This is a genomic window from Kitasatospora misakiensis (assembly GCF_042656005.1).
Taxonomy (GTDB): domain Bacteria; phylum Actinomycetota; class Actinomycetes; order Streptomycetales; family Streptomycetaceae; genus Kitasatospora; species Kitasatospora misakiensis.
In genome coordinates this window covers 37060-63152 of sequence record NZ_JBHSOF010000025.1, presented here as the reverse complement: position 1 = coordinate 63152, position 26093 = coordinate 37060, and the positions used below count along the sequence as shown (strand labels likewise).

16 protein-coding genes and 1 pseudogene are annotated in these 26093 nt (G+C 72.1%); 10 read left to right on the top strand and 7 right to left on the bottom strand.

What is annotated here, in order from left to right; genetic code table 11:
- Positions 1-308 precede the first annotated feature (308 nt).
- The gene (locus ACFP3U_RS19995) at positions 309-5177 is read right to left on the bottom strand and encodes an aminotransferase class I/II-fold pyridoxal phosphate-dependent enzyme (RefSeq protein WP_380226942.1); all 4869 of its coding nucleotides are present in this window, start codon (positions 5175-5177) and stop codon (positions 309-311) included.
- Positions 5178-5361: 184 nt separating this feature from the next.
- Positions 5362-6129, bottom strand: a complete 768-nt coding sequence (locus tag ACFP3U_RS19990; protein ID WP_380226941.1) for a TetR/AcrR family transcriptional regulator — start codon at positions 6127-6129, stop codon at positions 5362-5364.
- Between the two features lie 294 nt (positions 6130-6423).
- Here ACFP3U_RS19990 and ACFP3U_RS19985 point away from each other — a divergent pair, with 294 nt between their 5' ends.
- The 6 genes from ACFP3U_RS19985 (at position 6424) to ACFP3U_RS19960 (ending at position 13905) form a co-directional block, all read left to right on the top strand.
- Positions 6424-8715, top strand: a complete 2292-nt coding sequence (locus ACFP3U_RS19985; RefSeq protein ID WP_380226940.1) for an MMPL family transporter — start codon at positions 6424-6426, stop codon at positions 8713-8715.
- Complete coding sequence (locus ACFP3U_RS19980) at positions 8712-9767, top strand: nitroreductase family protein (protein WP_380226939.1); 1056 nt, start codon at positions 8712-8714, stop codon at positions 9765-9767. Before ACFP3U_RS19985 ends, ACFP3U_RS19980 begins: the two co-directional genes overlap by 4 nt.
- A gap of 346 nt (positions 9768-10113) precedes the next feature.
- Positions 10114-10884, top strand: a complete 771-nt coding sequence (locus ACFP3U_RS19975) for an IclR family transcriptional regulator (RefSeq protein ID WP_380226938.1) — start codon at positions 10114-10116, stop codon at positions 10882-10884.
- A gap of 121 nt (positions 10885-11005) precedes the next feature.
- Complete coding sequence (locus ACFP3U_RS19970) at positions 11006-11251, top strand: acyl carrier protein (RefSeq protein ID WP_380226937.1); 246 nt, start codon at positions 11006-11008, stop codon at positions 11249-11251.
- 101 nt (positions 11252-11352) lie between these two features.
- Positions 11353-12615 carry a beta-ketoacyl-[acyl-carrier-protein] synthase family protein gene (locus ACFP3U_RS19965; RefSeq protein ID WP_380226936.1) on the top strand — a complete coding sequence of 421 codons (1263 nt, stop codon included), beginning with the start codon at positions 11353-11355 and terminating at the stop codon, positions 12613-12615.
- A 345-nt stretch (positions 12616-12960) separates the two neighbouring features.
- On the top strand, positions 12961-13905 hold the full coding sequence (locus ACFP3U_RS19960) for an MHYT domain-containing protein (protein ID WP_380226935.1): 945 nt from the start codon (positions 12961-12963) through the stop codon (positions 13903-13905).
- 94 nt (positions 13906-13999) lie between these two features.
- On the opposite strand, the gene ACFP3U_RS19955 is transcribed toward ACFP3U_RS19960, so the two are convergent.
- The gene (locus ACFP3U_RS19955; protein ID WP_380226934.1) at positions 14000-15691 is read right to left on the bottom strand and encodes a hydrogenase maturation protein; all 1692 of its coding nucleotides are present in this window, start codon (positions 15689-15691) and stop codon (positions 14000-14002) included.
- Between the two features lie 317 nt (positions 15692-16008).
- Here ACFP3U_RS19955 and ACFP3U_RS19950 point away from each other — a divergent pair, with 317 nt between their 5' ends.
- From ACFP3U_RS19950 to ACFP3U_RS19940, 3 genes are read left to right on the top strand one after another with little or no spacing between them, the layout of a single operon-like run.
- Entirely contained in the window at positions 16009-17580 is a 1572-nt protein-coding gene (locus ACFP3U_RS19950; RefSeq protein ID WP_380226933.1) for a circularly permuted type 2 ATP-grasp protein, read from the top strand.
- Positions 17577-18545 carry an alpha-E domain-containing protein gene (locus ACFP3U_RS19945; RefSeq protein ID WP_380226932.1) on the top strand — a complete coding sequence of 323 codons (969 nt, stop codon included), beginning with the start codon at positions 17577-17579 and terminating at the stop codon, positions 18543-18545. Before ACFP3U_RS19950 ends, ACFP3U_RS19945 begins: the two co-directional genes overlap by 4 nt.
- A gap of 5 nt (positions 18546-18550) precedes the next feature.
- Positions 18551-19393 carry a transglutaminase family protein gene (locus ACFP3U_RS19940; RefSeq protein WP_380226931.1) on the top strand — a complete coding sequence of 281 codons (843 nt, stop codon included), beginning with the start codon at positions 18551-18553 and terminating at the stop codon, positions 19391-19393.
- A gap of 259 nt (positions 19394-19652) precedes the next feature.
- Here ACFP3U_RS19940 and ACFP3U_RS19935 read toward each other — a convergent pair whose 3' ends face one another.
- Positions 19653-21254 (bottom strand): amidohydrolase, encoded by a 1602-nt coding sequence (locus ACFP3U_RS19935; protein ID WP_380226930.1) that lies wholly within the window; start codon positions 21252-21254, stop codon positions 19653-19655.
- Positions 21255-21354: 100 nt separating this feature from the next.
- The gene (locus tag ACFP3U_RS19930) at positions 21355-22851 is read right to left on the bottom strand and encodes an APC family permease (protein WP_380226929.1); all 1497 of its coding nucleotides are present in this window, start codon (positions 22849-22851) and stop codon (positions 21355-21357) included.
- 138 nt (positions 22852-22989) lie between these two features.
- On the opposite strand from ACFP3U_RS19930, the gene ACFP3U_RS19925 reads away from it, so the two are divergent.
- A complete protein-coding gene (locus ACFP3U_RS19925; protein ID WP_380226928.1) occupies positions 22990-23670 on the top strand; it encodes a TetR/AcrR family transcriptional regulator C-terminal domain-containing protein in 681 nt (226 codons plus the stop codon).
- Between the two features lie 9 nt (positions 23671-23679).
- Here the strand turns inward: ACFP3U_RS19925 and ACFP3U_RS19920 are convergent.
- Positions 23680-24367, bottom strand: a pseudogene (locus ACFP3U_RS19920) (alcohol dehydrogenase catalytic domain-containing protein).
- Positions 24368-24393: 26 nt separating this feature from the next.
- Positions 24394-25866 (bottom strand): aldehyde dehydrogenase family protein, encoded by a 1473-nt coding sequence (locus tag ACFP3U_RS19915; RefSeq protein WP_380226927.1) that lies wholly within the window; start codon positions 25864-25866, stop codon positions 24394-24396.
- Between the last annotated feature and the right edge of the window lie 227 nt (positions 25867-26093).

The window sequence follows — 26093 nt, the reverse complement described above, 5'->3', positions numbered from 1 at the left end:
GGAAGAGCGGGTTCCCCGTTGGGGGTCGAGATTAGGAGACCGCGGCCATGGCGGTGCAGTGGCACGGTGTAACGCGACGGGCATTCGGACGTTCCGCGGCGTCACGCCGAAAGTAGCCAAAAGGCGGCGTTTGAAGAACGGTGACGATTCCAGTGAAATCCGTGTTTCCGGTCGGGCTTCGACGTTAAGTTCGAATGACGCGGTCGGCCGCCGCGGAGGGCCGGTGTGACAAGAGGAAGAGCCGGTACCTGGTTTCCCAGGCACCGGCTCTCGCGATCGACCTCACCGACCGCGGTCCGTCAGCGCAGTCAGCTCAGCCGGGACAGCTCCTCGGCCAGCACCGCGACGGTGGTCTCGATCTGCTCCTCGGTGTGCTCGGAGGTGATGAAGAAGCGCAGCCGGGCCAGCCGCTCCTCGACCGCCGGATGCAGGATCGGGTTGGCGCTGATGCCTCGCGAGTAGAGCCGGTCGGCCAGCAGCAGCGCCTTGTGGGAGTCACCGGTGATGCACGGCACGATCGGCGTTCCGTCGCTGGTGCCGACCTCGATCCCCGCCTTGGCCGCGAGGCGCAGGAACAGCGCCGAGCGGTCGTGCAGCCGGGTGACCCGCTCGGGCTCCGCGCGGATCAGGCGCAGCGCGGCCAGGGCCGCGGCCGTGCTCGCCGGGGGCAGGCCCGCGCTGAAGACGAACCCGGGCAGGGTGTAGCGGAAGTGCTGGATCAGCTCGTGCCGGCCCGCCACGTAACCGCCGCAGCTGGCCAGGGACTTCGACAGCGTGCCCATCCAGATGTCCACGTCCGCGGGGGTCACGCCGGAGTGTTCGGCCATGCCGCCGCCGGTCTTCCCCATGACGCCGATGCTGTGCGCCTCGTCGACCATGAGCAGGGCGGAGTGCTTCTGCTTCACCGCGATCAGGGCGGGCAGGTCGGCGGTGTCGCCGTCCATGCTGTACACGCCCTCGACGACGATCAGCACCCGGCGGTAGCGGTCCCGGACCTGGGTGAGGATTCTGTCCAGGGCGGCGACGTCGTTGTGCGGGAATGGCTGCCGGGCCGCTCCGGACTGCCGGCAGCCCTGGAGGATGCTGTCGTGCGCGAGGGCGTCGTGGACGATCAGGTCCTCGGGGCCCATCAGGTGGCCGATGACGGTGACGTTGGTCGCGTGGCCGCTGACGAGGGTCAGCGCGTCCTCCGCGCCGATGAGTTCCGCGATGCCCTGGTCCAGCTCCTCGTGCAGGGGGCGGCTGCCGGAGAGGATGCGGGCCGCGGAGACCGAGGAGCCGTACTTCTCCACCGCTTCGACCATGGCCTTGGCCACCGCGGGGTGGCCGGACAGGCCCAGGTAGTTGTAGCTGGAGAAGGAGATCAGTTCCTGGCCGTCGACGTGGGTGGTGCCGCCGATGACCCCGTCGTGGACCAGGAAGTACGGGTTGCGGACCCCCGCGCGTTCGGCGAGCTTCGACCGCTCCACCGAGGCGACGATCTCGGGAAACGCCCTGACGTCGGCGGTCTCCCGGTGGTCGCGCACGGCCGGGGCCGGCTCGGTCCGGGTCAGCACGGCCGGGGCCGGCTCGGTCGGGGTCTGGTCGAGCACCGGTGCGGGCGGTGCGACCTCACTGGTTTCCGGGGCGATGCCCAGCTTCTGTCGGAGCAGGTCGGCCAGCGCCCCGACGGTCGTGATCGTCACGATCTCCGTTATCTCGACCTCCAGCCCGGGCCACTGCTTGCGCAGCCGCGCGGTCATCTCCGCGATCATGAGGGAGTCGAAGCCGAGGTCGGTGGCGAACGAGTGCTCGGGGCGCAGGAAGTCGGCCGGGTAGGCGCTGACTCCCGCGATCGCCTCGCGCACCAGCGGCAGCACCTCGTCCGCGCGCCCCGGTGCGGCCGGCAGCGCGGGGGCGGGGGCGGCGGCCTGGACGGGGAGCGGAGTGGGAGCCGGGGCGGCGGCCAGAAGACGGACGCCGTGGGGTGCGGCGGCGGCCGTCTCCGGCACCCACTCCGTGATCAGGTGGGCACCGTTCGCCTCGGTGCCGTTCACGGTGGTGCCGTTCAGCGCGGTGCCGTTCAGCGCGGTGCCGTTCGCCGTGGCGAGTCGCGGGGACGCCGCAGGCTGGGCGGAGGGGTCGAAGGACTGGAGCAGGGTCACCTGGGCGTGCAGGAACTCGATGAGACCACTCATACTCGGGCTTCCGATCCGGGAGGTTGGCGCGGTGGCGGGCATCGCGGGAGCGGGAATGATCGTGCGGGCGACCGAGGCGGCCGGCCTGGGCGCCGGCGGGGGGACGGCGGTGTCGGGGCGCGGCGAGGTGGGTCGGTAGTCGGCGCCCCGGGGGCGGCCGGTTCCGGTCAGGACGGTGAAGGAGCTGGTCTCCAGCGGGGAGGACGGCAGGGCGAGCAGCTGAGTCCCGGGCGGGAAGAGCGGAGCGAGGTCCACGGGCGCTCCCGCCACCGCGAGCCTGCCGAGCACGGTCATGAAGGCCCGGCCGGCGTCCGGGCGCCCGGCGCTCACGGCCAGCCCCTCCAGGCCCGCACCCGCTTCGCAGCGCTTCGCCATCCGCAGCAGGGTGTCCCCGCCGTAGAGCTGGACGAGGAACCGGGCGCCGGCCTCCGCCACCGCCGTGACCGCGTCGGTGAACCGGACCGGGCTGGTGTTGTGACGGGCCCACAGCTCCCGGATCTCACCGGGCTCGGAGCAGCTCGCGCCGCTGACGCTGGAGACGAAGGTCCGCGCCGGAGCGCTGAGCGGAAGCTCCGCGATGACCTGGGACACCGCCTCGTCGGCGGCGGCCACCAGGGGCGAGTGGAAGGCGTGCGAGACCTTGAGCGACACCGTCACGGCGTCGTTCTCCGCGCACACGGCGCGGAGCCGCTCCACCGTCTCGGCGCTGCCGCTGAACACCAGCTGACCGCTGTGGTTGTAGCAGGCGGGCCAGACGTCCGGTACGGAGGCGGCGAGCCGCTCCGCGTCGGCGCGGGGCACCTGGACGGCGAGCATCGCGCCCGTCCCGGCGGGCACGGCCGCGGCGAGCGCGGCGCCCCGGCGGGCCATGAAGCGGACCGTTTCGGGCCCGGCGAACGCGCCGGCCGCCGCCGCGGCGGGGAACTCGCCGACGCTGTGCCCGACCGCGATGTCCGGGGAGACTCCGCAGGCGGCCAGCAGTTCGGTGGTGGTCACGCCGGTGATGCCCAGGGCGGGCTGGCACAGCTCGGTCGCGGTCAGTGCCGTCTGGGCCTCGGTGTCGTCGCGGCGGTGCTGCTCGAACAGGAGGCCCGGCAGCGTCTCGGCCACGGCGGCGGACTGCTCGGCGGTCAGCGCGGCCAGTTCGGCCGCCCGGTCGGCGAGGACGGGGAACCGCCGGAAGAGGTCGGAGAGCATGCCCGGGCGCTGGGATCCCTGGCCCGGGAAGGCGAACGCGATCTTCCGCTCGGCGGGCGGCAGCGGCTTGGCCGCCGCGTGGACACCCGGGGCGAGCTCGCCAACGGCTCCTGCCGCCAGCCGCTCGGCGGCCAGGCCGAGCCTGTCGAGCAGTTCCGCGCGGGTGGCGGCGACCACGGCGAGGCGTGCGGTGAGCAGCTCACGGCCGGCGAGGGTGCGGGCGACGGCGGCCAGGTCGGCCGCGGGGTCGTCGGTGACGGCCTGCGCGATCCGTCCGGCGTGCTCGGCCAGCTTCGCCGTCGACCCGGCGGAGAGGAGGAAGAGCCACGGCTCCTCGGCGGGCCGTCCGTCAGTAGCCGCGTCGGCAGCCGTGTCGACAGCCACCGCGTCGACGGCCGGACGCACCGGCCGTCGGGCGGTGGAGCTGGGCGGCGGGGCGCTCTCCAGGACGGCGTGGACGTTGGTGCCGCCGAAACCGAAGGAGCTCACCGCCGCCCGGCGGACGTCCTCGTGCGGCCACTGCTCCGGTTCGGTGGTCACCCGGAGCCCCGAATCGGCGAGCCGCAGCGCCTCGTTGACGCGTAACCCGCTCGGCTGCGGCGGTACGACGCCGTGGTGCACGGCGAGCGCGGCCTTCACCAGGCCGGCCGCGCCCGCCGCCGAGAGGGTGTGGCCGATGAGCGCCTTCGAGGACGAGACGTAGCAGGGCTTGACCTCCTCGCAGTCCGCCCGCAGCAGGCGGAGCGCCTCGACCTCGGTCCGGTCGCCTACGGGCGTGCCGGTACCGTGCAGCTCCAGCAGGTCGATCGCTCCCGGGCTGGTGCCCGCGTCGCGGTAGGCCGCGCGCAGGGCGGCGAGCTGGCCCTGGGCCTGCGGCGTCATGGGGCCGCCGCCGCGGCCGTCGTTCGCGGATCCGACGCCCGTCACGACGGCGTAGATGCGGTCCCCGGCCGCGATGGCGTCCTCCACGGGACGCAGCGCGAGCATCGCTCCGCCCTCGCCGAGCACGAAGCCGTCCGCGCGTTCGTCGAAGGGGCGGCAGACGCCGTCCTGGGAGAGCGCCCTGGCCCGCGAGAAGCCGACCAGGGGGGTGGGCGTGAAGCTCAGGTAGACGCCGCCCACGAGGGCGATCGAGCAGGCTCCGGTCCGCAGGCTGCGCACCGCGGCGTCCAGGGCCACCAGGGCCGAGGAGCAGGCGGCGTCCAGCGAGATCGACGGTCCGCCGAGGTCGAAGACCTCGCTGACCGTGGCCGGCACCATGTTGGCCAGGGCCCCCGGGATGGTGAACTGGCCCATGGGCACGAGCGAGGACTCCGCCGCGTCGCGCAGGGCGGCGAGCAGACCGGGGTCGGCCTCGCCGCCGTGCAGGGTGCCGTCCGCGAGCAGGCTCGACGTGACCCAGGAGACGCTGACGTCGCGGTGGTCGAGCGAGGTCACGCCGGCGAACACGCCCGTCGACGCCCGGTCGAAGCCGGCCCGTTCCCACCCGGCGTCCTGGACGGCCTCCCTGGCGAGGTCGACGAAGAGCCGCGCCTGCGGGTCCATGGTGCGGGCCCGCCGGGGCGGAACGCCGTAGTGCGCCGGGGCGAACTGGTCGACGTCGTCGATGAACGCGACCTGGTCCGTGTAGGTGCTGTGCGGGTCCCGGGTCTCCCCGGCCTTGAAGTAGTGGGAGTGGTTCCACCTGTTCTCCGGTACCGCGGAGAACTGCGGCTGGGCACTGACGAGAAGCTTCCAGTACTCGTCGATTCCGGAGGCTCCCGGAAGGCGACATGACATTCCGACAATTGCGATACCGGCCACGCCATAACCTCGATCCCACGTAGGCGGAACGAACCTGGCGTCAAGACAAGGTGCTGCGCATCATGGGTTCGTAGTGCCCCGACGCCATCGCCACAAAGTCTCGGCAGGGCGGGCAAGATCGGACAACCCGGGTTCTCACGCAGTGAGAATGGTTCGATGACGGTTACCTGTCAATCGCTGTCGATCACCCGTCAGTCGCCGTCGGTCGCCCGACCTCGGCCTTCGCCTGACATCGGCCTTCACCCGACGCGCGGTCGACCCGGAAGCCGGCCTGGCGGGCCAGCTCCACGACGGCGTGGTCGAAGAGCGCGTCACTGGAGTCGACGAGCCGCTCGAAGCGGCCGAACGCGTCGAAGCTGATCAGGCCGAAGAGCTGGGCCCAGACGCCGAGCAGCCTCGGCAGGGCCGAGGCCGGCACCAGGTCGGAGGACCAGAGGAACTGCGTGGCCTCGTCCGCCACCGGCGCCGGGAGGCCGGCGTCGCAACCCGACACCGCCACCAGGCCGGCCCGGTGGGCGTCCTCGACGACGCGGAACAGCGCGAGGGCGACCCGGGAGGCCGGGCCGACGGTGTCCGGCGGCGCCGCGTAGCCCGGTACCGGCGAGCCGTAGAGCAGTGCGTACTCGTGCGGATGCGCCAGGGCCCAGCCGCGGACCGCCCCGCACACGGCGACCCAGCGCGCCACCGGGTCCGTCTCCCGCGAGGCCGCCAGCTCCTGTTCGGCTGCTTGACCGATGGCGTTGTAGCCGTCGATGATCAGCGCCGTCAGCAGCTCGTCGCGGCTCGGGTAGAACCGGTAGAGCGCCGACGAGACCATCCCGAGCTCGCGGGCGACCGCGCGGAGCGACAGCTTGGCCGCTCCCCCTTCGGCGAGTTGACGCCGCGCCTCCTCCTTGATCGCCATCGCGACCTCGGCGTGTGCGCGTGCTGCGGCATTGCGAATAACACTCATGAGTAACGAGTCTGCCATCGATCCGGAGCGCCGACTCATGATCAGAGCAGTGCTCTTGCTTCCGCCGCCCTGCGACTGACACACTGCTGTCAACTCGGAGCACTGCTCTGAATCTGAGAGCACTGCTCTAGGGCGCGCCGGCGATGGAGCCTGGCGATCACACGAGCGTGCGAACCCACCGTCTCCCAGCCGTGTCCGCCTGCCGCGTCCCGCCGCGCACCCCTGTCGGAGCGTGCCACTCAGGGACGCCCACGCAGGCCTCGAACGAGCCACTCCACATCGAAGGGCACTTCCGTGGCAGCCACAACGAAGACTCCGGGGCAGGAGCGCCACAGCAGGCGCGGTCCCTGGTACACACTGCTCGCCGCACTGCTGCTGTTACTGGTCGGAGCGGCCGCGAGCGCCGGAGTGCTCGACAACCTCCGGTCCGGCGGCTTCGACGATCCCGGCTCCGACTCCGTCGCCGCCGCCAAGGGCCTGGAGCGGTCCTTCCCCAACAGTCAGCCGAACCTCGTCGTCCTGGTGCGCGCACCCGAGGGGGGTGTCGACGGCCCCGAGGCGGCGGCCACCGGCCGGACCATCGGCACGACGGTCTCCGACACCCCCGGAGCGCGGGTCGTCGCCTCGTACTTCGACAGCGCGGACGCGACGCTGCGCGCGAAGGACGCGGCGCTCGTCCTCGTCCGGATCGACGGTGACGAGAACCGGAGCATCGCCACCGCGAAGCAGCTCCAGGAGAAGCTGTCCGCCCCCGGCGGCAAGGTGTCGGTGACGTTCGGCGGCATCACCGCGATCAACAACGACATGAACAAGCAGGTCACGAAGGACATCACGGCCGCGGAGTCGATCGCCATCCCGATCACCCTGCTGCTCCTGGTCATCGTGTTCCGCGGACTCGTGGCGGCGCTGCTGCCGATGGCGCTGGCACTGCTCACCGTCATCGGGTCGCTGGGCGTGGTCAACGTCGTCGCCCAGCTGACCTCCGTCTCGCTGTTCGCGGTCAACCTGATCACGGCCCTCGGGCTCGGGCTCGCGGTGGACTACAGCCTGCTGATCGTCACCCGCTACCGGGAGGAACGCGCCGCCGGACGAAGTGACGCCGAGGCGCTGCGCGTCACGCGCGCCACCGCCGGCCGTACCGTCCTCTTCAGCGGCGGGGTCGTGGCCGCGGCCCTCGCCACCTTGTTGGTCTTCGACCAGTACTTCCTGCGCTCCTTCGCCATCGCGGGCATCGCGGTGGTCTTCTGGGCCGTCCTCGGCTCCACCGTGTTCCTGCCCGCCGCGCTCAAGCTGCTCGGCAAGAAGATCGACGCGCTCGGCCGGCGCCCGCGGGCCACCGCCGTACGCCCGCCCGCCGAGGCCTTCTGGGGCCGGCTCGCCGGTCTCGCGTTCCGCCGGCCGGTGCTGCTCGCCACGCCCGTCCTCGTCCTGCTGGTCGCCATGGCCGTGCCCTTCGCGCACAGCCAGTTCGGGGTCCCCGACGAGCGCGTCCTGCCCGAGAAGGTCGAGAGCCGGGTGGTGACCGACACCGTCCGCACCGACTTCGGCCTCACCGACGACCGGGTGCTGAACATCGTCGCCGACAACTGGCGCGGCTCCGCGGCCGACCTCGACACCTACGCGTCCGCGCTCTCCCGGACCGCCGGAGTCACCCAGGTGGTCAGCGCCGAGGGCGTCTTCCGGGCCGGCGCCAAGGTCTCGCCGCTCCCCGAGCAGGCGGCGGCGGGATTCCGCAGCGGAGACGCCACGCGTCTTGAGGTCCGCACCGACATCGTGTCCTACTCCAGCGCGGGCGCCACCCTGGCGCGGGAGGTCCGCGCGGTGCCGGTCCCCGCGGGCACCCAGGTGCTGGTCGGCGGGCAGGCGGCCCAACTGGTCGACATCACCCACTCGATCGCGAACCGGCTGCCGGTGGCCATCACGCTGATCAGCGTCCTCAGCCTGCTGTTCCTGTTCCTGCTGACCGGCAGCGTGGCCATGCCGCTCAAGGCCCTGGCGCTCAACGCCGTCAGCCTGCTCGGGATCCTCGGCGGTGCCGTCTGGGTCTTCCAGGACGGGCACCTCTCCGACCTCCTCGGGTTCACCGCCTCACCGCTGGCGGTCTCCATGCCCGTGCTGATCTTCTGTATCGCCTTCGGCCTGTCGATGGACTACGAGGTCTTCCTGGTCGCGCGGATCAAGGAGCGCTTCGACAAGACCGGTGACCTGGTGGGCTCCGTCCGGGAGGGGCTCGGCGCGAGCGGGCCGGTGATCACCGCGGCCGCCGCCATCCTCGCCGTCTCCTTCTTCGCCATGCTGAGCTCCGGGGTCTCCCTGATCAAGATGTACGGCATGGCCACCGGCCTGGCGATCATGATCGACGCCGTCCTGCTGCGCGGGGTGCTGGTGCCCGCGTTCATGAGGGCCGTCGGCCCGTACAACTGGTGGGCCCCGGCGCCGCTCAAGGCCCTGCACCGCCGCTTCGGCATCCAGGAGTCCGCGGAGGTCGACGCTCCCGCCGCCGCTCGGACGTCCACCGACCTGACGAGCGATCTCACCACCGACCTGACCCAAGACGAGCCCTACCTGACGGCGAGGCGGCCATGACCGATCTTGACCGAGCGACGACCGAGACGACCGGGGCGACCGGGGCGACCGCGGCGACCCCCCTGGCCGGGCTGAGCCGGGTCATCGGCTCCGCCGCCCGCGCGGCCAACGCCCACAACACCCAACCGTGGGAGCTGCGGCACGGGACCGACCACATCGAGGTGGGGTGGCGCGAGGAGTACGCCCTGGGCCCGAGCGACCCCACCCACCGCGATCTGCGGCTGTCCCTCGGCACCTACATCGAGACCCTGCTCATCGGCGCCGGAGCGGCCAGCGTTCCGGTGGAGTTCGTCCCCGACTACGACGCCGGGCTGCGCCGGGTGGGCCGGATCCGCCCGGCGGAACGGCCCTACGCGACCAGCCTGCTGCCCGCCGACGTCAACGGGCGCCGGGTGTGGCGAGGGGCATGGGCTCCGGACCGCGTACCGGACGAGGTGATCGCCGCCGCCGAGCAGACCGCCCGCGAGGCCGGCTTCCGAATCGCCGCGGTGCCCACCGCCGCCGTCCGCCCGCTGCTCGTCCGGGCCTACCACTGGTTCTTCAAGGACCGGGGCATCGCCGCCGAGCTGCTCGCCTGGTCCCGGCTGAGCCCCCGTCACCCGAAGTACCACAGTGACGGCCTGAACGATGTGATGCTGGTGCTGAACCGCGCGGAGAGCGCGCTGATGAACCTGCTCTTCGCGCCGGCCGTCTACCGGGCACTGCGGCCCTTCGGACTGGAGCGGCTGCTGACCGTCTTCACCTCGGGCGCGACCAAGGGCGACGGGACGGTCCTGGTCCTGCTCGGGAGGGGAAGCGACCCGAGCCGGGAGGTCGAAGCCGGCCGAGTGGTCACCCGGCTGTGGCTGGGGCTCTACCAGCAAGGGGTCTACGTCCACCCGCAGAGCCACGTCATCGACTGCCCCGACACGGTCGGGCCGCTCGGAGAGGTCTGCCAGGCCGACGGGGACGAGCGTCCGCTGGTCTTCTTCCGCGTCGGCATCCCGGCGGTGGACCCGGCGGGCCGCCCGCAGCACCCCCGTCGCGAGGAGGCGCCGGCACCCAGCCGGTGACCTGCGGCCGACCGGGCTCGCCCTTTCCGACCGTCGCCTTCGGACGCCGTCGGACGGAAAGGGCGAGCCGATTCTCGGGGCCTCTGTGAGCACCCGAACGACATTAATCCCTCACCGTGCCACGCAAATTCTTCGCATTTCGAGCGGCCTACCAAGATCTACTGGACAGTAGGTGTACGCAGGGTGAATTTGATTTGTGGAAAACCATATTCCCCTTCCCCTCGAACGGTTGAATCTGAGATGCTTTGCCCAGGGAGCATCGCCGGAAGTCGCAGGGAACTTCGATCACTCCTCCGAGTGGTGCCCTCCACGACAGACAGCACAAAATGTGAAGGGGGCCACGTCCATGGCAATCACCTCACCGGCGACCGGCGAGCGATCTGTCGCAGATCGACTTCTGGGCATTCTTGGCGCCTTCGACGCGAAGAACCGGGAATTGACGGTGAGTGAAATAAGCCGGCGATGTGGCATCCCCATCGCGACGACGCACCGCATGGTGGCGAAGCTCATCTCGTGGGGAGCGCTGGAGCGCACCATCGAGGGCCGGTGCACCATCGGCCTCTGGCTCTGGTCCCAGACCGCCCGCGCCACCAGGCACTTCGCCCTCCATGACGTCGCGATGCCCCACATGCTGCAGCTGCACGACAGGACCAGGACGATGGTCAACCTCTCCGTCATGGACGATCTCGACGGCGTCTGGCTGGAGAGCATCTGGAGCAACCAGGAATGCTACTCCGACTCCCGAGCGGTGGGGAACCGCTTCCCGCTGCACGCCACGGCCTCCGGAATGGTCCTGCTCGCGCACGCCGACCCGGCGACGCAGGAAAGATTCTTCGCCGGACACCCGAACTCCCGTGATAAATTCACGGCATCCGATGCGGCGGAACTCCGTAAGGAATTCCGCCAGGTGAAACACCAGGGATTCGCGGTGTACGAGGGCGAGCTCGACGACGGCGTCATCGCCATCGCGGCGCCCGTACGGGAGCGAAACGGCAACGTCATCGCCGCCCTCGCCGCCAATGTCTGCCCGATAAGCCAGGAGATACCCAACCGGTCCAGGCTGGTCAGGGCCGCGGCGCAACGCGTCTCCTCGGCACTGGCACTGCTTCAGGCCTAGCCGGCTTCAGACCCGGCCGACTTCAGTCCCGGCCGGCTTCGGCCCAGCCGGCCCGAGGCCGAGGCCCGAGAACATCGCACCACCGTCCACTCCCCCGCACCGCCTCAAAGGAGGCCGCATCGTGCTGATTACCGAATCCGTTCTGGCCGGCCTGGCCGAGATCGTCGATGAGATCACCGGGATCACCGCCGAGGACCTGCTGGTGGAGAAGAGCTTCACCGACGACCTGAAGATCGACTTCCTGTGCATGATCGAGATCGCGATCGCCGCCGAGGACAAGTTCGGGGTCGACATCCCCAACGAGATGATCGGGAGCCTCCGGACGGTCGGCGACGCCGTCGAGCACATCGTCAACAGCCGGAAGTGATCGAGGAGTTCGCTCGATCCGCTCGATCTGTTCAATCCGCTTGTTCCGCTCAATCAGCCTGATCCGCTTGATCCGCCGCTCGCACAGATGGAGTTGTCATCGTGGAATCGATCAAACGCGCCGTCGTGGTCACCGGCGTCGGAGCGACCACCCCGCTCGGCGGCGACAGCCGGACCACCTGGGACTCGCTGATCGCCGGGCGATCCGGTGTCCGCACGATGGAGCACGACTGGGTGGACGAGGTGGACGTGAAGATCGCGGCGGAAGCCGCGGTGGATCCCGACACCGTCCTCCCCCGGGTTCAGGCCAGGAAGCTGGACCGCTCGGCCAAGTTCGCGCTGATCGCCGCTCGGGAGGCGTGGCGCGATGCCGGATTCACCGACGCGGCGGGAGTCGATCCGTCCCTCGACCCCGACCGCGTCGGCGTGGTCATCGCCTCGGCGATCGGCGGGGTGACCTCGCTGCTCGCCCAGTACGACCTGCTCAAGGAGTACGGAGCCCGGAAGGTTTCGCCGCACACCATACCGATGATCCTGCCGAACACTCCGGGGGCCAATGTCGGCCTCGAATTCAACGCCCGGGCCGGCGTCCACTCCCCCGCGAGCGCCTGCGCCTCCGGTGCCGAGGCCATCGGCTACGGCATCGCGATGATCGAGAGCGGCCGCGCGGACGTCGTGGTGGCAGGCGGTACCGAGGCCGCCATCTGCGCGCTGAACATGGCCGCGTTCGGCAACATGAAGGCGATGTCCAAGCGGAACGACGACCCGACGGCGGCGTCACGCCCCTACGACCGCATGCGGGACGGCTTCGTCATGGGCGAGGGCGCCGGCCTCGTCGTCCTGGAGTCCGCGGAGCACGCCGCCCGACGCGGCGCCCGCGTCTACGTCGAGGCCGTCGGCCAGGGACTCTCCGCGGACAGCCACCACATCACCCAGCCGGAGCCGACGGGCCGGGGCATCTCCGCCGCGGTGACCCAGCTCCTGAACTCGACCGGCCTCAAGCCCGCCGAGATCGTGCATGTGAACGCGCACGCCACGTCGACCCCCCTCGGCGATGTCGCCGAGCTCAAGGCGCTGCGCGGCGTTCTCGGTGACGACATGGACCACATCGCCGTCTCCGCCACGAAGTCCATGACCGGCCACCTGCTCGGCGGAGCCGGCGGAGCCGAGACCGTCGCCACCGTCCTCGCCCTCTGGCACCGGCTGGCTCCGCCCACCATCAACCTCGACTCCCTCGACCCCGACGTGGAGGGCGACATCGTGCGCGGCGAGGCACGCGCCCTCCCGGACGGCACGATCGCCGCGCTCAACAACTCCTTCGGCTTCGGCGGTCACAACGTGGTGCTGGGCTTCCGCACGGTCTGACTCCGGACCACACCGAACAGGCGCCCTCCCCCCAGGCGCCGCCCGCCGCCCTGGTTCCGAGGCACCCGCCCGCCTCGGAACCAGGGCGGCGGGTCACCGGGGCAAAGACATTTCATACAGAGGGGAAACAAATCGTCAGGGATTGGTGATGGCCCGGCGCGGCAACTGTGAACTCCCGCCCTGACCTGGTACTTCACAGAATCCATCCGCCTTGTCCATGATCCGCCCCGCCGGTAGGTTGACCGCGGCTTCTGCCAGGAGCACGGCACCGCACGCCGACGCAGTACACCCCAACTCCGTCAGGGGGTCCCATTGGGCCACATCGACCATGCGGTACACGGCTGGGTGACACCGGCGATCTCCTATCTCGCCGCCTGTCTCGGCGCCGTGGTGGCGCTGCGCAGCACACGCTGGGCGCTGCTCAGCGAGGGCGCCGCCCGCCGCAACTGGCTCGGCTTCGCGGCCGTCTCGCTCGGCGGCGGGATCTGGAGCATGCACTTCATCGCCATGCTCGGCTTCGCGGTCCGCGGAGCGGAGATCCGCTACGACGTCCCGCTGACCGTCCTCAGCCTCGTCGTCGCGATCACGGTGGTGGGCATCGGCCTCTTCACCGTCGGCTACAGCACCCGACCGACCGGCGCGCTGCTGGTGGGCGGCGTGTTCACCGGGCTCGGCGTCGCCGCGATGCACTACCTGGGCATGGCCGCGATGCGGCTGCCGGGCACCATCTCGTACGACAAGGTCATCGTGGGCATCTCGATCGGCATCGCCATCTTCGCGGCGACGGCGGCGCTCTGGGCGGCCCTGAACCTCAAGGGCATCGGCGTGCTGCTGGCGGCCGCGCCGGTGATGGGAGTCGCGGTCTGCGCGATGCACTTCACCGGCATGCTGGCGGTCTCGGTCCACCTGTCCAACGACGTCGAGGCCGGTAGCGGCGTGACGGCGCTGAAGTTCATCTTCCCGATCGCGGTCGGCTTCGGCACGTACGTGTTCATCAGCTCGCTCGCGTTCGCGGTCGCCCCGAGCAAGGAAGGCGGCGCCCAGGCGGTCTTCCTGGGCTCCGGTCCGACCGCCCCGGCCGCCGGCCAGGACGCCCCGCCCGTCCAGCAGACCACCTGGTCGGTCCAGCCCGGCGCCGCCGTCGTCCCCGCCGTCGCCACCGTCTCCGGCGCCTCCGCGTTCGCCCCGCGCGCTCAGGCCGCCGGAGCCGCCGGAGCCGCGGGAGGCGCCGGTACCGCCGAGGTCCCCCTGGTGACCACCAACTTCTTCGACGCCCCCGCGCGCCGCTGACGCCCTGGCACCCGTACGGCAAGGGAGGGGCCGCTCGTCCGACTCGGACGAGCGGGCCCTCCCTTTTGCTTGTGCCCCCGGCAGTGGTGGCCGCTCAGCCCCGCAGGTGCTCAGGCGTCCCGGTCGGGCAGACCTTGTGCACGAAGTTCCGCCGCAGCCCGTGGTACGGCTCGTCGGCGGCGAAGAAGTTGCGACGCATCCGCTCCAACTCCTCAGCCCGGTACCACGCCAACGGCTTGGCCGCCTCGTCCTCCGCCCGGCGGCGCTTCTTGGCGAGCAGCCGCTCGCCGAGCTCGGGCGAGCGCGCCAGCCGGGCCGCCTCCGCCGCCGTCCAGGCACGGAACTCGGCCGCGCTGCCGGCCCTGGCCCGGTCGACCAGGCCGAGCGCCGCGGCCTCCCGCGCCCCCACCGGCAGGGCGGCCGTGGTCAGCCGCTCCGCCTGCGCGGCGCCGACCCGGCGGGGCAGGCTGTACGTCCAGTACTCGGAGCCGTAGAGGCCCATCAACCGGTAGTGCGGGTTGAGCACGGCGGAGGCGCGGCACCAGACCTCGTCGGCGGCGATCGCCAGCATCACACCGCCGGCGGCGGCGTTGCCGGCCAGCGCCGAGACGGTGACCTTGTCGGTGGTGGTGAGGATCGCCTCCACCAGGTCGTCCATGGCGTTGATGTTCCGCCAGGACTCCTCGCCCTGGTCGGCGGCGGCCTCGATGACGTTGAGGTGGATGCCGTTGGAGTAGAAGTCCCGGGCGGGGCCGAGCACCAGCACCGAGGTCGGCCGGGCGGCGGCCTCGCGGTAGGCGGCGAGCAGCCGCCGGCACTGGTCGGTGCTCATCGCGCCGCTGGGGAAGGCGAATTCGAGGAACCCGACCTCGCCGTCCTCGCGGTAGCGGATCTCCGACCAGGTGTCGCGGTGCGCCGCCTCGACCGGGGTCACCGGGATCTCGGGGACGCCGACGAGCCATTCGGCGAGCACCTGCGCGGCCGGCAGCTTGTAGGTGGCCGGACCGCCCGGCACCTTCCGCGGCCTCAGCTGGGCTATCCAGACGGCGCCGTCCACCGTGCCGAGGCAGATCGCGCCGTCCCGGGTGGCGAGCACCGCGCCGGGTCGGCCGCGCAGCTCGTCCTCGCGGTGTCCGCCGTGCAGGAAGTACTCCCGGCCGTGGATCGCGTCGAGTACGCCGGGCTGGGAGTCGGCGGAGCGCAGCTTGCGCAGGACGGTCGCGGTGTCGTCCACGGCCCAGTCGATCCGGCGGAACTCCTGTGTGTGGTACGGGCGCAGGCGCCCGTTGACGTCCCAGCGGGCGTAGTCGAGCGGCTCGGGCCGGTACCAGCCGCTCGCGAAGCGTTCGACCGCCAGCAGCACCGCCTCGACGGCGGCGTCGGCGACCTCGTTGCGGTACAGCTCGCTCTTGCCGCAGGGGTGCACGGTGAACGGGACGGAGGCCCAGATCGGTCCGGCGTCCATCTCGGCGACGGCCTGCAGCACGGTGACGCCCCACTCGGCGGCGTTCTCGTGGATGGCCCAGTCGAGCGAGGAGGGCCCGCGGTCGCCCTTGGGGCCGGGGTGGACGATCAGCACGGGGCGCGTCGACCAGACGTCCTCGGGAATCGCCCGGGTGAGCATGGGCGCGAGGATCAGGTCCGGCTCGAACCGGGCGACCGCGGCCCGGACCGGGTCGTCCCCCAGAGCCAGCTCCACTCCCACGGTGTGCCCGAGCGAACGGAGTTCGGTGTGGACGCGCTGGGTGAGGCTGTTGAACGCGCTGGCGACCAGCAGGATGCGCAAGGTGCCCTCCGACGGGTTGTCCGGCCCGTCCGGGCCGGCGGAGCACCCTATCCAATCATGATCATACCCATGCCCGACACGCCCTTGGCCTTCCCTCATCACCCTTCCACAACACCCGCCCCAAACGCCCGCGTGGCCCACGAATTCCCGTCGATCGCTCCAGGACCAGCCGTTCGCTCCCCGAAGGCGGTGCGGCGGCCCGGGGGGGTGCCCGAACGCCGGCGCGGGGGCCGCCGCGGCACACCTGAGCTGGGATGAGACGCTTTCGGTAGTGCGGCCGTCACACGGCCGAAACCGACCGGCCATAGCGTCTCGCCATGGCCGACATCTTCGACTCGTACACGACAGCGGACGCGTGGGACGAGATGTTCGAGCGTCCCGGCGTGGTGAGACCGGCCTACGAGGCCGTGTTCGCCGCCCTGAGCCCCCTGGACTCCCTCGAACTCCGGTACCGCACCGACCAGATGGCCCGGGCCTTCACGGATCGCGGCGTGACCTACTCCTACGGTGGCGAGGAACGCCCCTTCCCGCTCGACCTGGTGCCACGCCTGCTCGACGCCGTCGAGTGGGACCGGCTGTGCCGGGGCGTCAGACAACGCGTCCTCGCCCTGGAGGCCTTCCTCGCCGACGCCTACGGCAGGCAGCGGGTCTTCGCGGACGGCGTGGTGCCCTACCGGCTGCTGTACTCCTCGCCGCACTTCCACCGGGCGGCGCACGGCATAGAACCGCCGAACGGGGTCCGCATCCACGTCTCCGGGATCGACCTGGTCCGGGACGAGGAAGGGCAGTTCCGGGTACTGGAGGACAACGTGCGGGTGCCGTCCGGCGTCTCGTACGTGATCGAGAACCGCCGGGTGATGACCCGCACCTTCCCGGCCCTCTTCGCCGAACAGCCCGTACGCCCGGTGGACGAGTACCCTCAGCGCCTGCTGGCCGCCCTCAAGGCCTGCGCCCCCGAGGGCGTGACCGATCCGGTGGTGGCCGTCCTCACCCCGGGCGTGGCCAACGCGGCCTACTTCGAACACGCCCTGCTGGCCCGGCTGATGGGCGTCCAGCTGGTCGAGGGCCGCGACCTGGTCTGCTCCGGCAACCGGGTCCGGATGCGCACCACCCGGGGCGAGACCCCGGTCCACGTGATCTACCGGCGGCTCGACGACGACTTCCTCGACCCGCTGCACTTCCGCCCGGACTCGCTGATCGGCGTCCCGGGCATCATGTCCGCCGCCCACGCCGGGAACGTCACCCTCGCCAACGCCGTGGGCAACGGCATCGCCGACGACAAGCTGCTCTACACCTACGTCCCCGACCTGATCCGCTACTACCTGGCGGAGGAGCCGCTGCTGCCGAACGTGGAGACCATCCGCCCGGAGGAGCCGGGCCGGCTGGAGGAGGTCCTGGACCAGTTGGACCGGCTGGTGCTGAAGCCGGTCGACGGCGCCGGGGGCAAGGGCATCGTGATCGGCCCGCGGGCCGAACGGGACGCGCTCGACCGCCTCGCCAAGGAGGTGAAGGCGGACCCGCGCGGCTGGATCGCCCAGCGCCCGGTGGCGCTCTCCACCTCGCCGACCCTGAGCCGTCGCGGCGACGGCCAGGACGGGCTCGCCCCCCGCCACATCGACCTGCGGCCGTTCGCCGTCCACGACGGCAGCGACGTCTGGCTGGTCCCCGGCGGGCTGACCCGGGTGGCCCTCGGCGAGGGCAACCTGATCGTCAACTCCAGCCAGGGCGGCGGATCCAAGGACACCTGGGTGCTGGCGCCCGACGCGCCGCCGAGCCGGTCCGCCGGCGAACGGTCCACCCCAGTCAGTGAAGTGAGTCCGCGTCAGTTCGGCCCCGGCAGCACGAGCACGCCCGGCGGCCCGGCACAGGAGGAGGCACAGCAGCAGTGATCACCACCGACACCATGCTCTCCCGGATCGCCGAATCTCTCTTCTGGGTCGGCCGCTACGTCGAGCGCGCCGACGACACCGCCCGCATCCTGGACGCCTATCTGCACCGGCTGCTGGAAGACCCGTGGAGCGACGAGGACGCCGCCTGCCGCTCGCTGCACGCCATCCTCGGCGTGGCCGTCCCGAGCGACCAGCACTGCGACATGGACTCGGTGCTGGCCCGGCTCGCCTTCGACGCGGCCAGCCCCGGCTCCATCGAGGGCGCGCTCAGGGCGGCCCGGCAGAACGCGCTGACCGCCCGCGACGTGGTCTCCACCGAGATGTGGGAAACCCTCAACTCCACCTGGCACCAGCTCGCCGAGCACCAGCGCGCCGCACGCCGCACCGGACCGGACGCCTACCTCGGGCTGGTCCGCCGCCGCGCCGCCCTGTTCTTCGGACTCGCCGACTCCACCATGAGCCGGGACGACGGCTGGCGCTTCGTCGTCCTCGGGCGCAGCCTGGAGCGGGTCGACATGATCGCCCGGCTGCTCGCCGTCCGGGTCCTCGCGGCCGTCCACGCGCCCGACTGGCCCACCCTGCTGAGCGCGAGCGGCGCCGAGGAGGCCTTCGTCCGCGCCCGCGGGGCCGGCAGCGACCCGGGCGAGGTGGCGGCCTTCCTGCTGCTCGACCGGGGGTTCCCGCGCTCCGTCCTGCACGCGCTGAGCGCCGCCGAGGAGTGCCTCGCCGAACTCGGCGGCGGCACGCCCTCCTGGCAGCGGCCCGAACCCGCGCGGCTGGCCGTCGGCCGGATGCGCACCAGGCTGGAGTACCTGGACTCCGCCGAGCTGGAGCAACTGCCCGCGCTGCTCAGCGAACTCCAACTCGCCTGCGGCGAGGCCACCCGGGCCGTGGCCGAGCGCTACTTCCCCTACGACGGCCCGATCGAGTGGTCCCACCAGTCCGTGACGCGAGAGGGAGTGTGAACGGGATGGCCAACCGACTGCGGATACGACACGAGACCCGGGTGGGATACCCGAGCCCGGCCGGCTCCTCGTACAACGAGGTACGGATGAGCCCGCTCACCCTGCCCACCCAGACCGTCCTGGACTCCCGGGTGCACGTGACCCCGGCCGCCTCACTGTGGACCTACTGGGACTACTGGGGCACCCAGGTCACCGTCTTCGACCTCGCCGACTCGCACACCAGCCTCTCGCTGACCGCGACCAGCCTGGTCGAGACCGCCCCGCCGACCCCGCTGCCCACCCCGCTCGGCCGCGCCGAGATCGCCGCACGGGCGTCCGACTCCCGGCTGACCGAGTACCTCGCCGCGACCCCGCGCACCACGGTCAGCCCCGACCTCGCCGCCCAGGCCTGCGCGGCCGCCGACGGCCTGGACGCCCACCAGGCCGCGGCGGCGGTGACCGAGCTGGTCAGGGAGCGCGTCTCCTACACCCCGGGAACCACCGGCGTGCACAGCGGAGCCCAGGACGCCTGGGACCAACGGGCCGGCGTCTGCCAGGACTTCGCCCACCTCACCGCCGCCCTGCTCCGCGCCGCCGGCATCCCGACCCGCTACGTCTCCGGCTACCTCCACCCCTCCCCCGACGCCGAACTCGACCGCCCGGTCGCCGGCGAGAGCCACGCCTGGGTCGAGTACTGGGCCGGCGAGTGGATCGGCCAGGACCCCACCAACGGCACCCACCCCGGCGAGTCCCACGTCATCGTCGCCCGCGGCCGCGAATACGGCGACGTCCCCCCGCACAAGGGCGTCTACCGCGGCGCCCCGGGCGAACTCCCCCAGGTCCGCGTGGAATTCACCCGCCTCGCCTGACCGGGCGGGCTCACCCGTCGGACGAGGCGGGGGCGGTACAGGCCCCGGTGAGGTTTCCGTTGAGCCAGGCGGCGGCGAGCTCCCTCCGGGAGCGGGAGCCGGCGCGCCAGGTACCGGCCGGCGACGGCGCTCGGATGGACGTCGCACGGCTCCTGCCGTCGGGATCACCGGGCCGGGGAAGGGGGGGCACCGGCTCGGTGATCCGAAGGTTTCACGGCTGCCGGCATCGGGTGATGCCTTGGCCGGAGGTGGCTGGGGGTCAGGCGAGGCGGTGGGTGATGCGGCCGTTGGAGATGGTCAATGGGACTGGGGTTTCGGCGAGTTCGTCGGCGGGGGTGGTGAGGGGGTCGAGGGTGTAGGCGGTGAGGTCGGCGCGGAGGCCGGGGGTGATGCGGCCGGTGCGGGTGGACTCGCCGGCGGCGAGGGCGGCGTGGGTGGTGAGGCCTTCCAGGGCCATCAGGGCTGTGAGGGCCTGTTCGGGGGCGACGGGGGTGATGGCCGTGCGGGCGGGGCGGCGCAGTTGGGCGTGGGCGAGGACATGGCGGGCGTCGAAGTCGGCGATCGGCCAGTCGGAGCCGAGGGCGAGGATCGCGCCGGTGTCGCGCAGGGTGCGGCAGATCCAGGCGCGGTTGGCGCGCTCGGTGCCGAGGCGGAGGGACCACTCGTCGGTGTGGTCGGCCCGGGTGTAGCCGGAGTGGGTGGGCTGCATGGAGGCGATCACGCCCAACTCGGCGAAGCGGAGGGCCTGTTCGTACGAGAGGGTCTCGATGTGCTCGATCCGGTGGCCCATGCGCGCGTCCGGGCCGAGGGTGGCGAGGGTGTCGAGGACGTGGCGCACGCCCGCGTCGCCGATGGCGTGGGTGGCGGTGCGTACGCCGGCGGCGTGCAGGTGCTGGACGGCGGCGGTGTAGTCGGCCGGGTCGAGCCAGAGGGCGTCACGGTTCTGGCCGTGGCAGTCGGGGTGCTCCAGCCAGGCGGAGCCGCCCTCGACGGTGCCGTCCATGAAGAACTTCACGCCGCCGACCAGCCAGTTGCGTCCGGCGGTGCCCTGCTGGGCGGCGAGTTCGTCGAGCCCGTCCCGGTCGGTGCCGGGGTTGCACCACGGGGCGAGGCGCAGTCGCAGCGGCAGTTCGTACCGCTCCTCGACCGCGCGCAGCAGCTCGACCGAGTCGCCGCCGGCGTCCATGACGTGGGCGCCGGTCAGGCCGGTCGCGGCCATCTCGGACAGCAGGCCGTGCAGCGCGTCGCGGCGCTCGGCGAGGGGCTGGCGCGGTGTGACCGCCAGGACCAGGTCCATCGCGGCCATCTCGATGAGGTGGCCGGTCGGGGAGCCCTCGGAGTCGCAGACGACGGTCGAGCGCTCGGCGAAGGAGCGCGGCCCGGTGACGGCGGCGGCCCGCAGGGCGGCGCCGCTGACCAGCGCGGAGTGGCCGTCGTAGAGGCGGACGAAGGCGGGGGTGTCCGGGCCCAGCGCGGCTTCGAGGTGCTCGCGGTGGATGGCGCGGCCGGCGAAGACGTTGTGGTCGAGGCCCCAGCCGAGGACCCAGCCGTCGATGCGCCCGGCCGAGGCGAGGGCCGTGCGCAGCCCGTCGAGGTCGCGGACCTGGGACAGGTCGACTCCTCGGGCGAGGTCGAGGCCGAAAGCCGGGTGGCTGTGGCCGTCGACGAGGCCGGGGAGGAGGGTGGCGTCGCCGAGGTCGATCACCTCGGTGGCCGGCCCCCGCCAGTCCCGTGCGTCGGCCGCGTCGCCCACCGCGGTGATCAACCCGTCGCGGACGGCCACGGCGGTGGCGTGCGGCCGGTCGGGGTCGAGGGTGTGGACCTGGGCGGCGAGGAGGACGACGTCGGGGGCGAGGGACACGGGAGGCTCCGGGTGCGGTGCGGTGCGGTGAGGTGAGGTGCGGTGCGGGAGGGGGCTGGGCGAGCGGGCCCGGCCGACGGTGCGGCCGGGCCCGGTCGGGTCAGGAGACCGCTGCCAGCGGGGCTGTTTCGCTGGGTACGGCAGACTCGGCCGGCTCAGCGGGCTCGGCGGCGAATCCGGCGTAGACCTGCGGCCGGTTGGAGCGGACCCGAAGCGCGTAGCCGAGGCCGATCACGAACACCGCGGGGACGAGAAGGACCAGGACGAGGTTGACCGTCTCGGACGCGCCGGTGAGCAGGCCGATGTTGTCGATCACCAGCCACAGAGCGCCGCCCAGCAGCAGGGTGGCCAGGCCCGGCGCGGCGACGGTACGCAGGACGCCCTCGCTGTGGGTGCGGCGGCGGAAGTAGCGGAGCACAGCAAGCGCGGCCAGGAACTGCAGCGCCACGAGGGCCAGCACACCCGGGGTGTTCACCCAGATCAGCAACTGGGTGGAGGGGTCGGCCCCGGCGATGGCGAAGGCGGCCACCACGATGACGGCGAGCACGGTCTGCGCGGCTCCGGCGAGGTACGGCGAGCGGTGCCGGGGGTGGATCCTGCCGAGCGCCTTGGGCAGCACGCCCTCCTCGGCGAGGGCGAGGCCGTAGCGGTTGGTCGCGTTGTGGAAGGCCAGCAGCGAGGCGACGAGGCTGGTGACGATCAGGACGTGCATGAGGTCGGCGGCCCAGGGCCCGACATAGCTGCCGATCGCGGAGAAGAACAGGCCGCTCGGGTCCTTGGCGGCGGTCGCGATGACCTCCTCGTCGCCGAAGGCCTGGATGACCGTCCACACGATGAAGGCGTAGAACAGGCCCAGGAAGGCGACGGCGATGTAGGTGGCGCGCGGGATCGACCGGTCCGGTTTCTTCGCCTCGCGGCGGTAGATGACCGTGGACTCGAAGCCGGTGAAGGCGGCGAAGGCCATGGCCAGCACACCGGGCATGCCGCCGTTGGTCAGGTTGCCGGGGCTGAAGGAGTGGAACGAGAGGCCGTGCGCCCCGCCCTTGGCCAGGACGGCCACGGCGAGCAGGACCAGGATGGCGGTCTCGGCGACCAGCAGGACGCCCAGGATCTTGGCGCCGAAGTCGATGGAGCGGAAGCCGCCGTACCAGATGACCACCAGCCCGACGAGGGCGATGACCGGCCAGGGGACGTCCCAGCCGAGGAGCGACTGCAGGGTGCTGTGCGTCTGGGCGCCGAGCAGGCCGTAGACGCCGATGTTCATGGCCAGGTAGCCGAGCAGCGCCAGCAGCGCCGCGCCGAATCCGGCCGGGCGGCCGAGGCCGCGGGTGATGTACGCGTAGAAGCCGCCACCGCTGTGCACGTGCCGGCTCATCGTGGTGAAGCCGACGGCGAAGACGGCCAGGGTGATGCCCGCCGCCAGGTATGCCACGGGGGCGCCGATGCCGCCGATGAGCAGGGCCAGCGGTGCCACTCCGGCCATGACCGTGAGCGGGGCCGCGGCGGAGACGACGAAGAAGGCGATGTCGGCGGTGCCGAGCGTGCCGGGGCGGAGGGTGGGTGCGGGGGCTTGGGGTGCTGCGGGTGCGGAGGCCATGGGGGGACCCTTCTGCGGCGGCCGGAGTGGGGATCCGGCGCTCTGCCCTAAACCTAAAGGTTGATGGTTTCGGAACCCTAGCCCGGCCGTCTACCCTCTGGGAAGACCTGACCACGTGATCGTTCGGAAGGATCTGCGATGGGGCGGCCCAGCAAGGCCCTGCTCGACAGGGAACGGATCGGCGCGACGGCACTGGAGCTGGTCGATGCCCAGGGCGACTTCAGCGTGCCCAGGATCGCCCAGCAGCTCGGCGTGCAGACCGCCTCCGTCTACCACCACGTGCAGGGGCGCGCCGGGATCATCGAGCTGCTGCGGGTCCGAATATCCGAGGCCGTGGACGCCGCCACGCTCGACCTGCACCCCTGGGACCGCGCGGTGGAGGCCTTCGCCCGCTCCTACCGGGCCGCCTTCGCGGCGCACCCGCGGGCCATTCCGCTGCTGATGACCTCGCAGGTCGCGGCCCCCGAGGCGCTGGCGGTGTACGAGCGGGCCGTCGGGCTGCTCCTCGGGGCCGGAGTCCCGGAGGCGACGGTGCTGCCGGTGATCATCGCGCTGGACAACCTCGTCCTGGGCTCGGCCCTGGACCTGGCCGCCCCGGAGGCCATGTGGCAGCCCGCCCCCGACGGGTCGACCCCCCTGCTGGCACGGGCGCTCGCCGCCTCCGGTGGCGGCCGGCGCACCGAGGAGGCCTTCGAACTGTCGCTGGCCGCTCTCCTCTCCCACGTCCGCGGACTCACGGCAGCGGGCCCGTCGGGTCGGCCGGGTCCGGCGGACCTGGCTGACCCGACGGACCCGGGTGCGTACGAGCTCAGAAGGTGAGGACCGGCCTCAGAAGGTGAGGATCGGCTTGATCGCCTTGCCGGCGGCCATGTCGCGGACGGCCCGGTCGATGTCGGCGAACGGGTAGTGGCTGATCAGGCGGTCGAGGGGGAGGCGGCCGTCGCGGACCAGGCGGACCAGGGCGGGGATGAAGGTCCGGGTCTCGGTGTCGCCGAGGGTCACGCCGACCACCTTGCGGCCGGGGATCATGGCGTTGACGTCGAGCGACACCTCGGTGCCGAAGGGCGGCGCGCCGACGACCGCCAGGGTGCCCCGGGCCGCGAGGGCGTCGACACCCTGGCGGAGGACGGTGGTGTTGCCGGTGGACTCCACGATCCCGTCCGCTCCCTGACTATCGGTCAGATAGCGGCAACCAGTCGGCGCAGTAGGCGGGGTGGCCGTCGCGGCAGTTGCGGCAGCCGCCGCAGGAGGTGAACGACAGCACGACGTGGTCGCCCGGCGCGATGCCGGTGACGGCCGAGCCGACCGCCTCCACGACGCCCGCGCCCTCGTGGCCGAGGACCCCGGGCAGCGGGAAGGGCAGGGCGCCGGCGGCGACCCCGAGGTCGGTGTGGCAGAGTCCGGCGGCCCGGATCCGCACCAGGGCCTCATGGGGTCGGGGTTCGTCGAGCTGGACGTCGGCGAGGGTGAACGGTGCTCCGCCGGACTCGACGACGGCTGCGCGGGTGGTGGGCATGGGTGGGTACTCCTCGGTGCGCGAAATCAGACCCTGACGGAGCGTCGGCTCATGGAGATGACAACTGACTTGGCCTTGGTGTAGGAGGCGAGCGCCTCGGGGCCGTACTCCCGGCCGAAGCCGGAGTCCTTGACGCCGCCGAAGGGGACGGCGGGGTCGAGCATCGCCCAGTCGTTGACCCACACGATGCCCGCCTGGAGGCGGTCGGCGACGCGGTGGGCGCGGGCCAGGTCGGTGGTCTGGATCCCGGAGGCCAGGCCGTAGCGGGTGCTGTTGGCGAGTTCCACCGCCTCGTCCTCGGTGTCGAAGGGCTGGACGGTCAGGACCGGGCCGAAGATCTCCTCCTGCACCACCGGGGAGTCGTTGGACAGGTCGGCGACGACGGTGGGCGCGTAGTAGTGACCGCCGTTCAGGTCAAGGCGCTTGCCGCCGCACAGGATCCGACCGCCGTCCTGGCGGGCGAGGGCCACGAACTCCTCGACCTTCTTCAGGTGCCGGTCGCCGGCCATCGGCCCGACCACGGTGTCCGGGTCCCGGGGATCGCCGACCGGGACGCCGGGGACGGCCTCGGCGAGGATTCCCAGCACCGTCTCGTACAGCGGCCGGGCGACCAGCAGCCGGGGCCCGCCCATGCAGAACTGGCCGGTGTTGAAGACGAAGGCCTTGATGACGGCGCCGATCGCCTTCTCCAGGTCGGCGTCCTCGAAGACGAGATGGGCCGCGTTGCCGCCGAGTTCGAGGGTGACCGGCTTGAGGGCCTCGCCGACCACGCTCGCGGCGTGCCGGCCGATCGCGGTCGAGCCGGTGAACGCGACCTTGTCGATGCCGGGGTGCCTGAGCAGGGCCTCACCGGCCACCGGGCCGGCGCCGGTCACGACGTTGACGACGCCGTCGGGAAGTCCGGCCCGCTGGAAGAGACCGGCCATGAACAGCGCGCTCAGCGGCGTCTCGTCGGCCGGCTTGTGGACGACCGTGTTGCCGGCCGCGAGAGCCGGCGCGATCTTCGAACTGGACAGGATCAGCGGGAAGTTGAACGGCGTGATGGCCGCCACGACGCCGAGCGGGCCGCGCCGGGTGTAGGCGAAGGCGTTGAGCGGGGTGTCGCGGACGGCTCCGTCCAGGGTCTGGGCGAGGGCGGCGTAGTACTCGTACTGGTCGGCGGCGGTCTCGACGTCCACGGGCCGGCAGAGCGAGACGGGCTTGCCGACGTCCAGGCTCTCCAGGGCCGTGAGCTCCTCGGCGTTCTCCCGGATCAGCTGGGCGATCCGGTGCAGTACCCGGCCGCGCTCGCGCCCGCTCATCGCGACCCACGGGCCCTGCTCGAAGGCCTCCCTGGCGGCACGCACCGCCGCGTCGACGTCGGTCGCGCCGGCCTCGGCGACGGTGGTGGCCACCCGGCCGGTGGACGGGTCGATCACCTCGGTCCGCGAGCCGCTGGACGACTCGCGCCACCGCCCGCCGATGAACAGACGGCCGGGCTCGATCTCGGGGGTGCTCATGGCGACCTGGATCCTCTCGGTGTTCGGCGAATCAGCGGTCGGCGGCCTCGTGACCGGCAGGAGCCGCCGCCGCGCGGGGTGGGTGCCGGGCGAGGCGGTGCGGGCGGTCGCGGGTACGACCGCTCCTTCCCGGGGGTGGGGTTCGGAAGGAGCTGGGAACGTTCCTCGGCGGGAGCGGCTGCGCGGGCCGAGAACGCGTCGAATGTAGGGCGATTTTTTGGCGACGG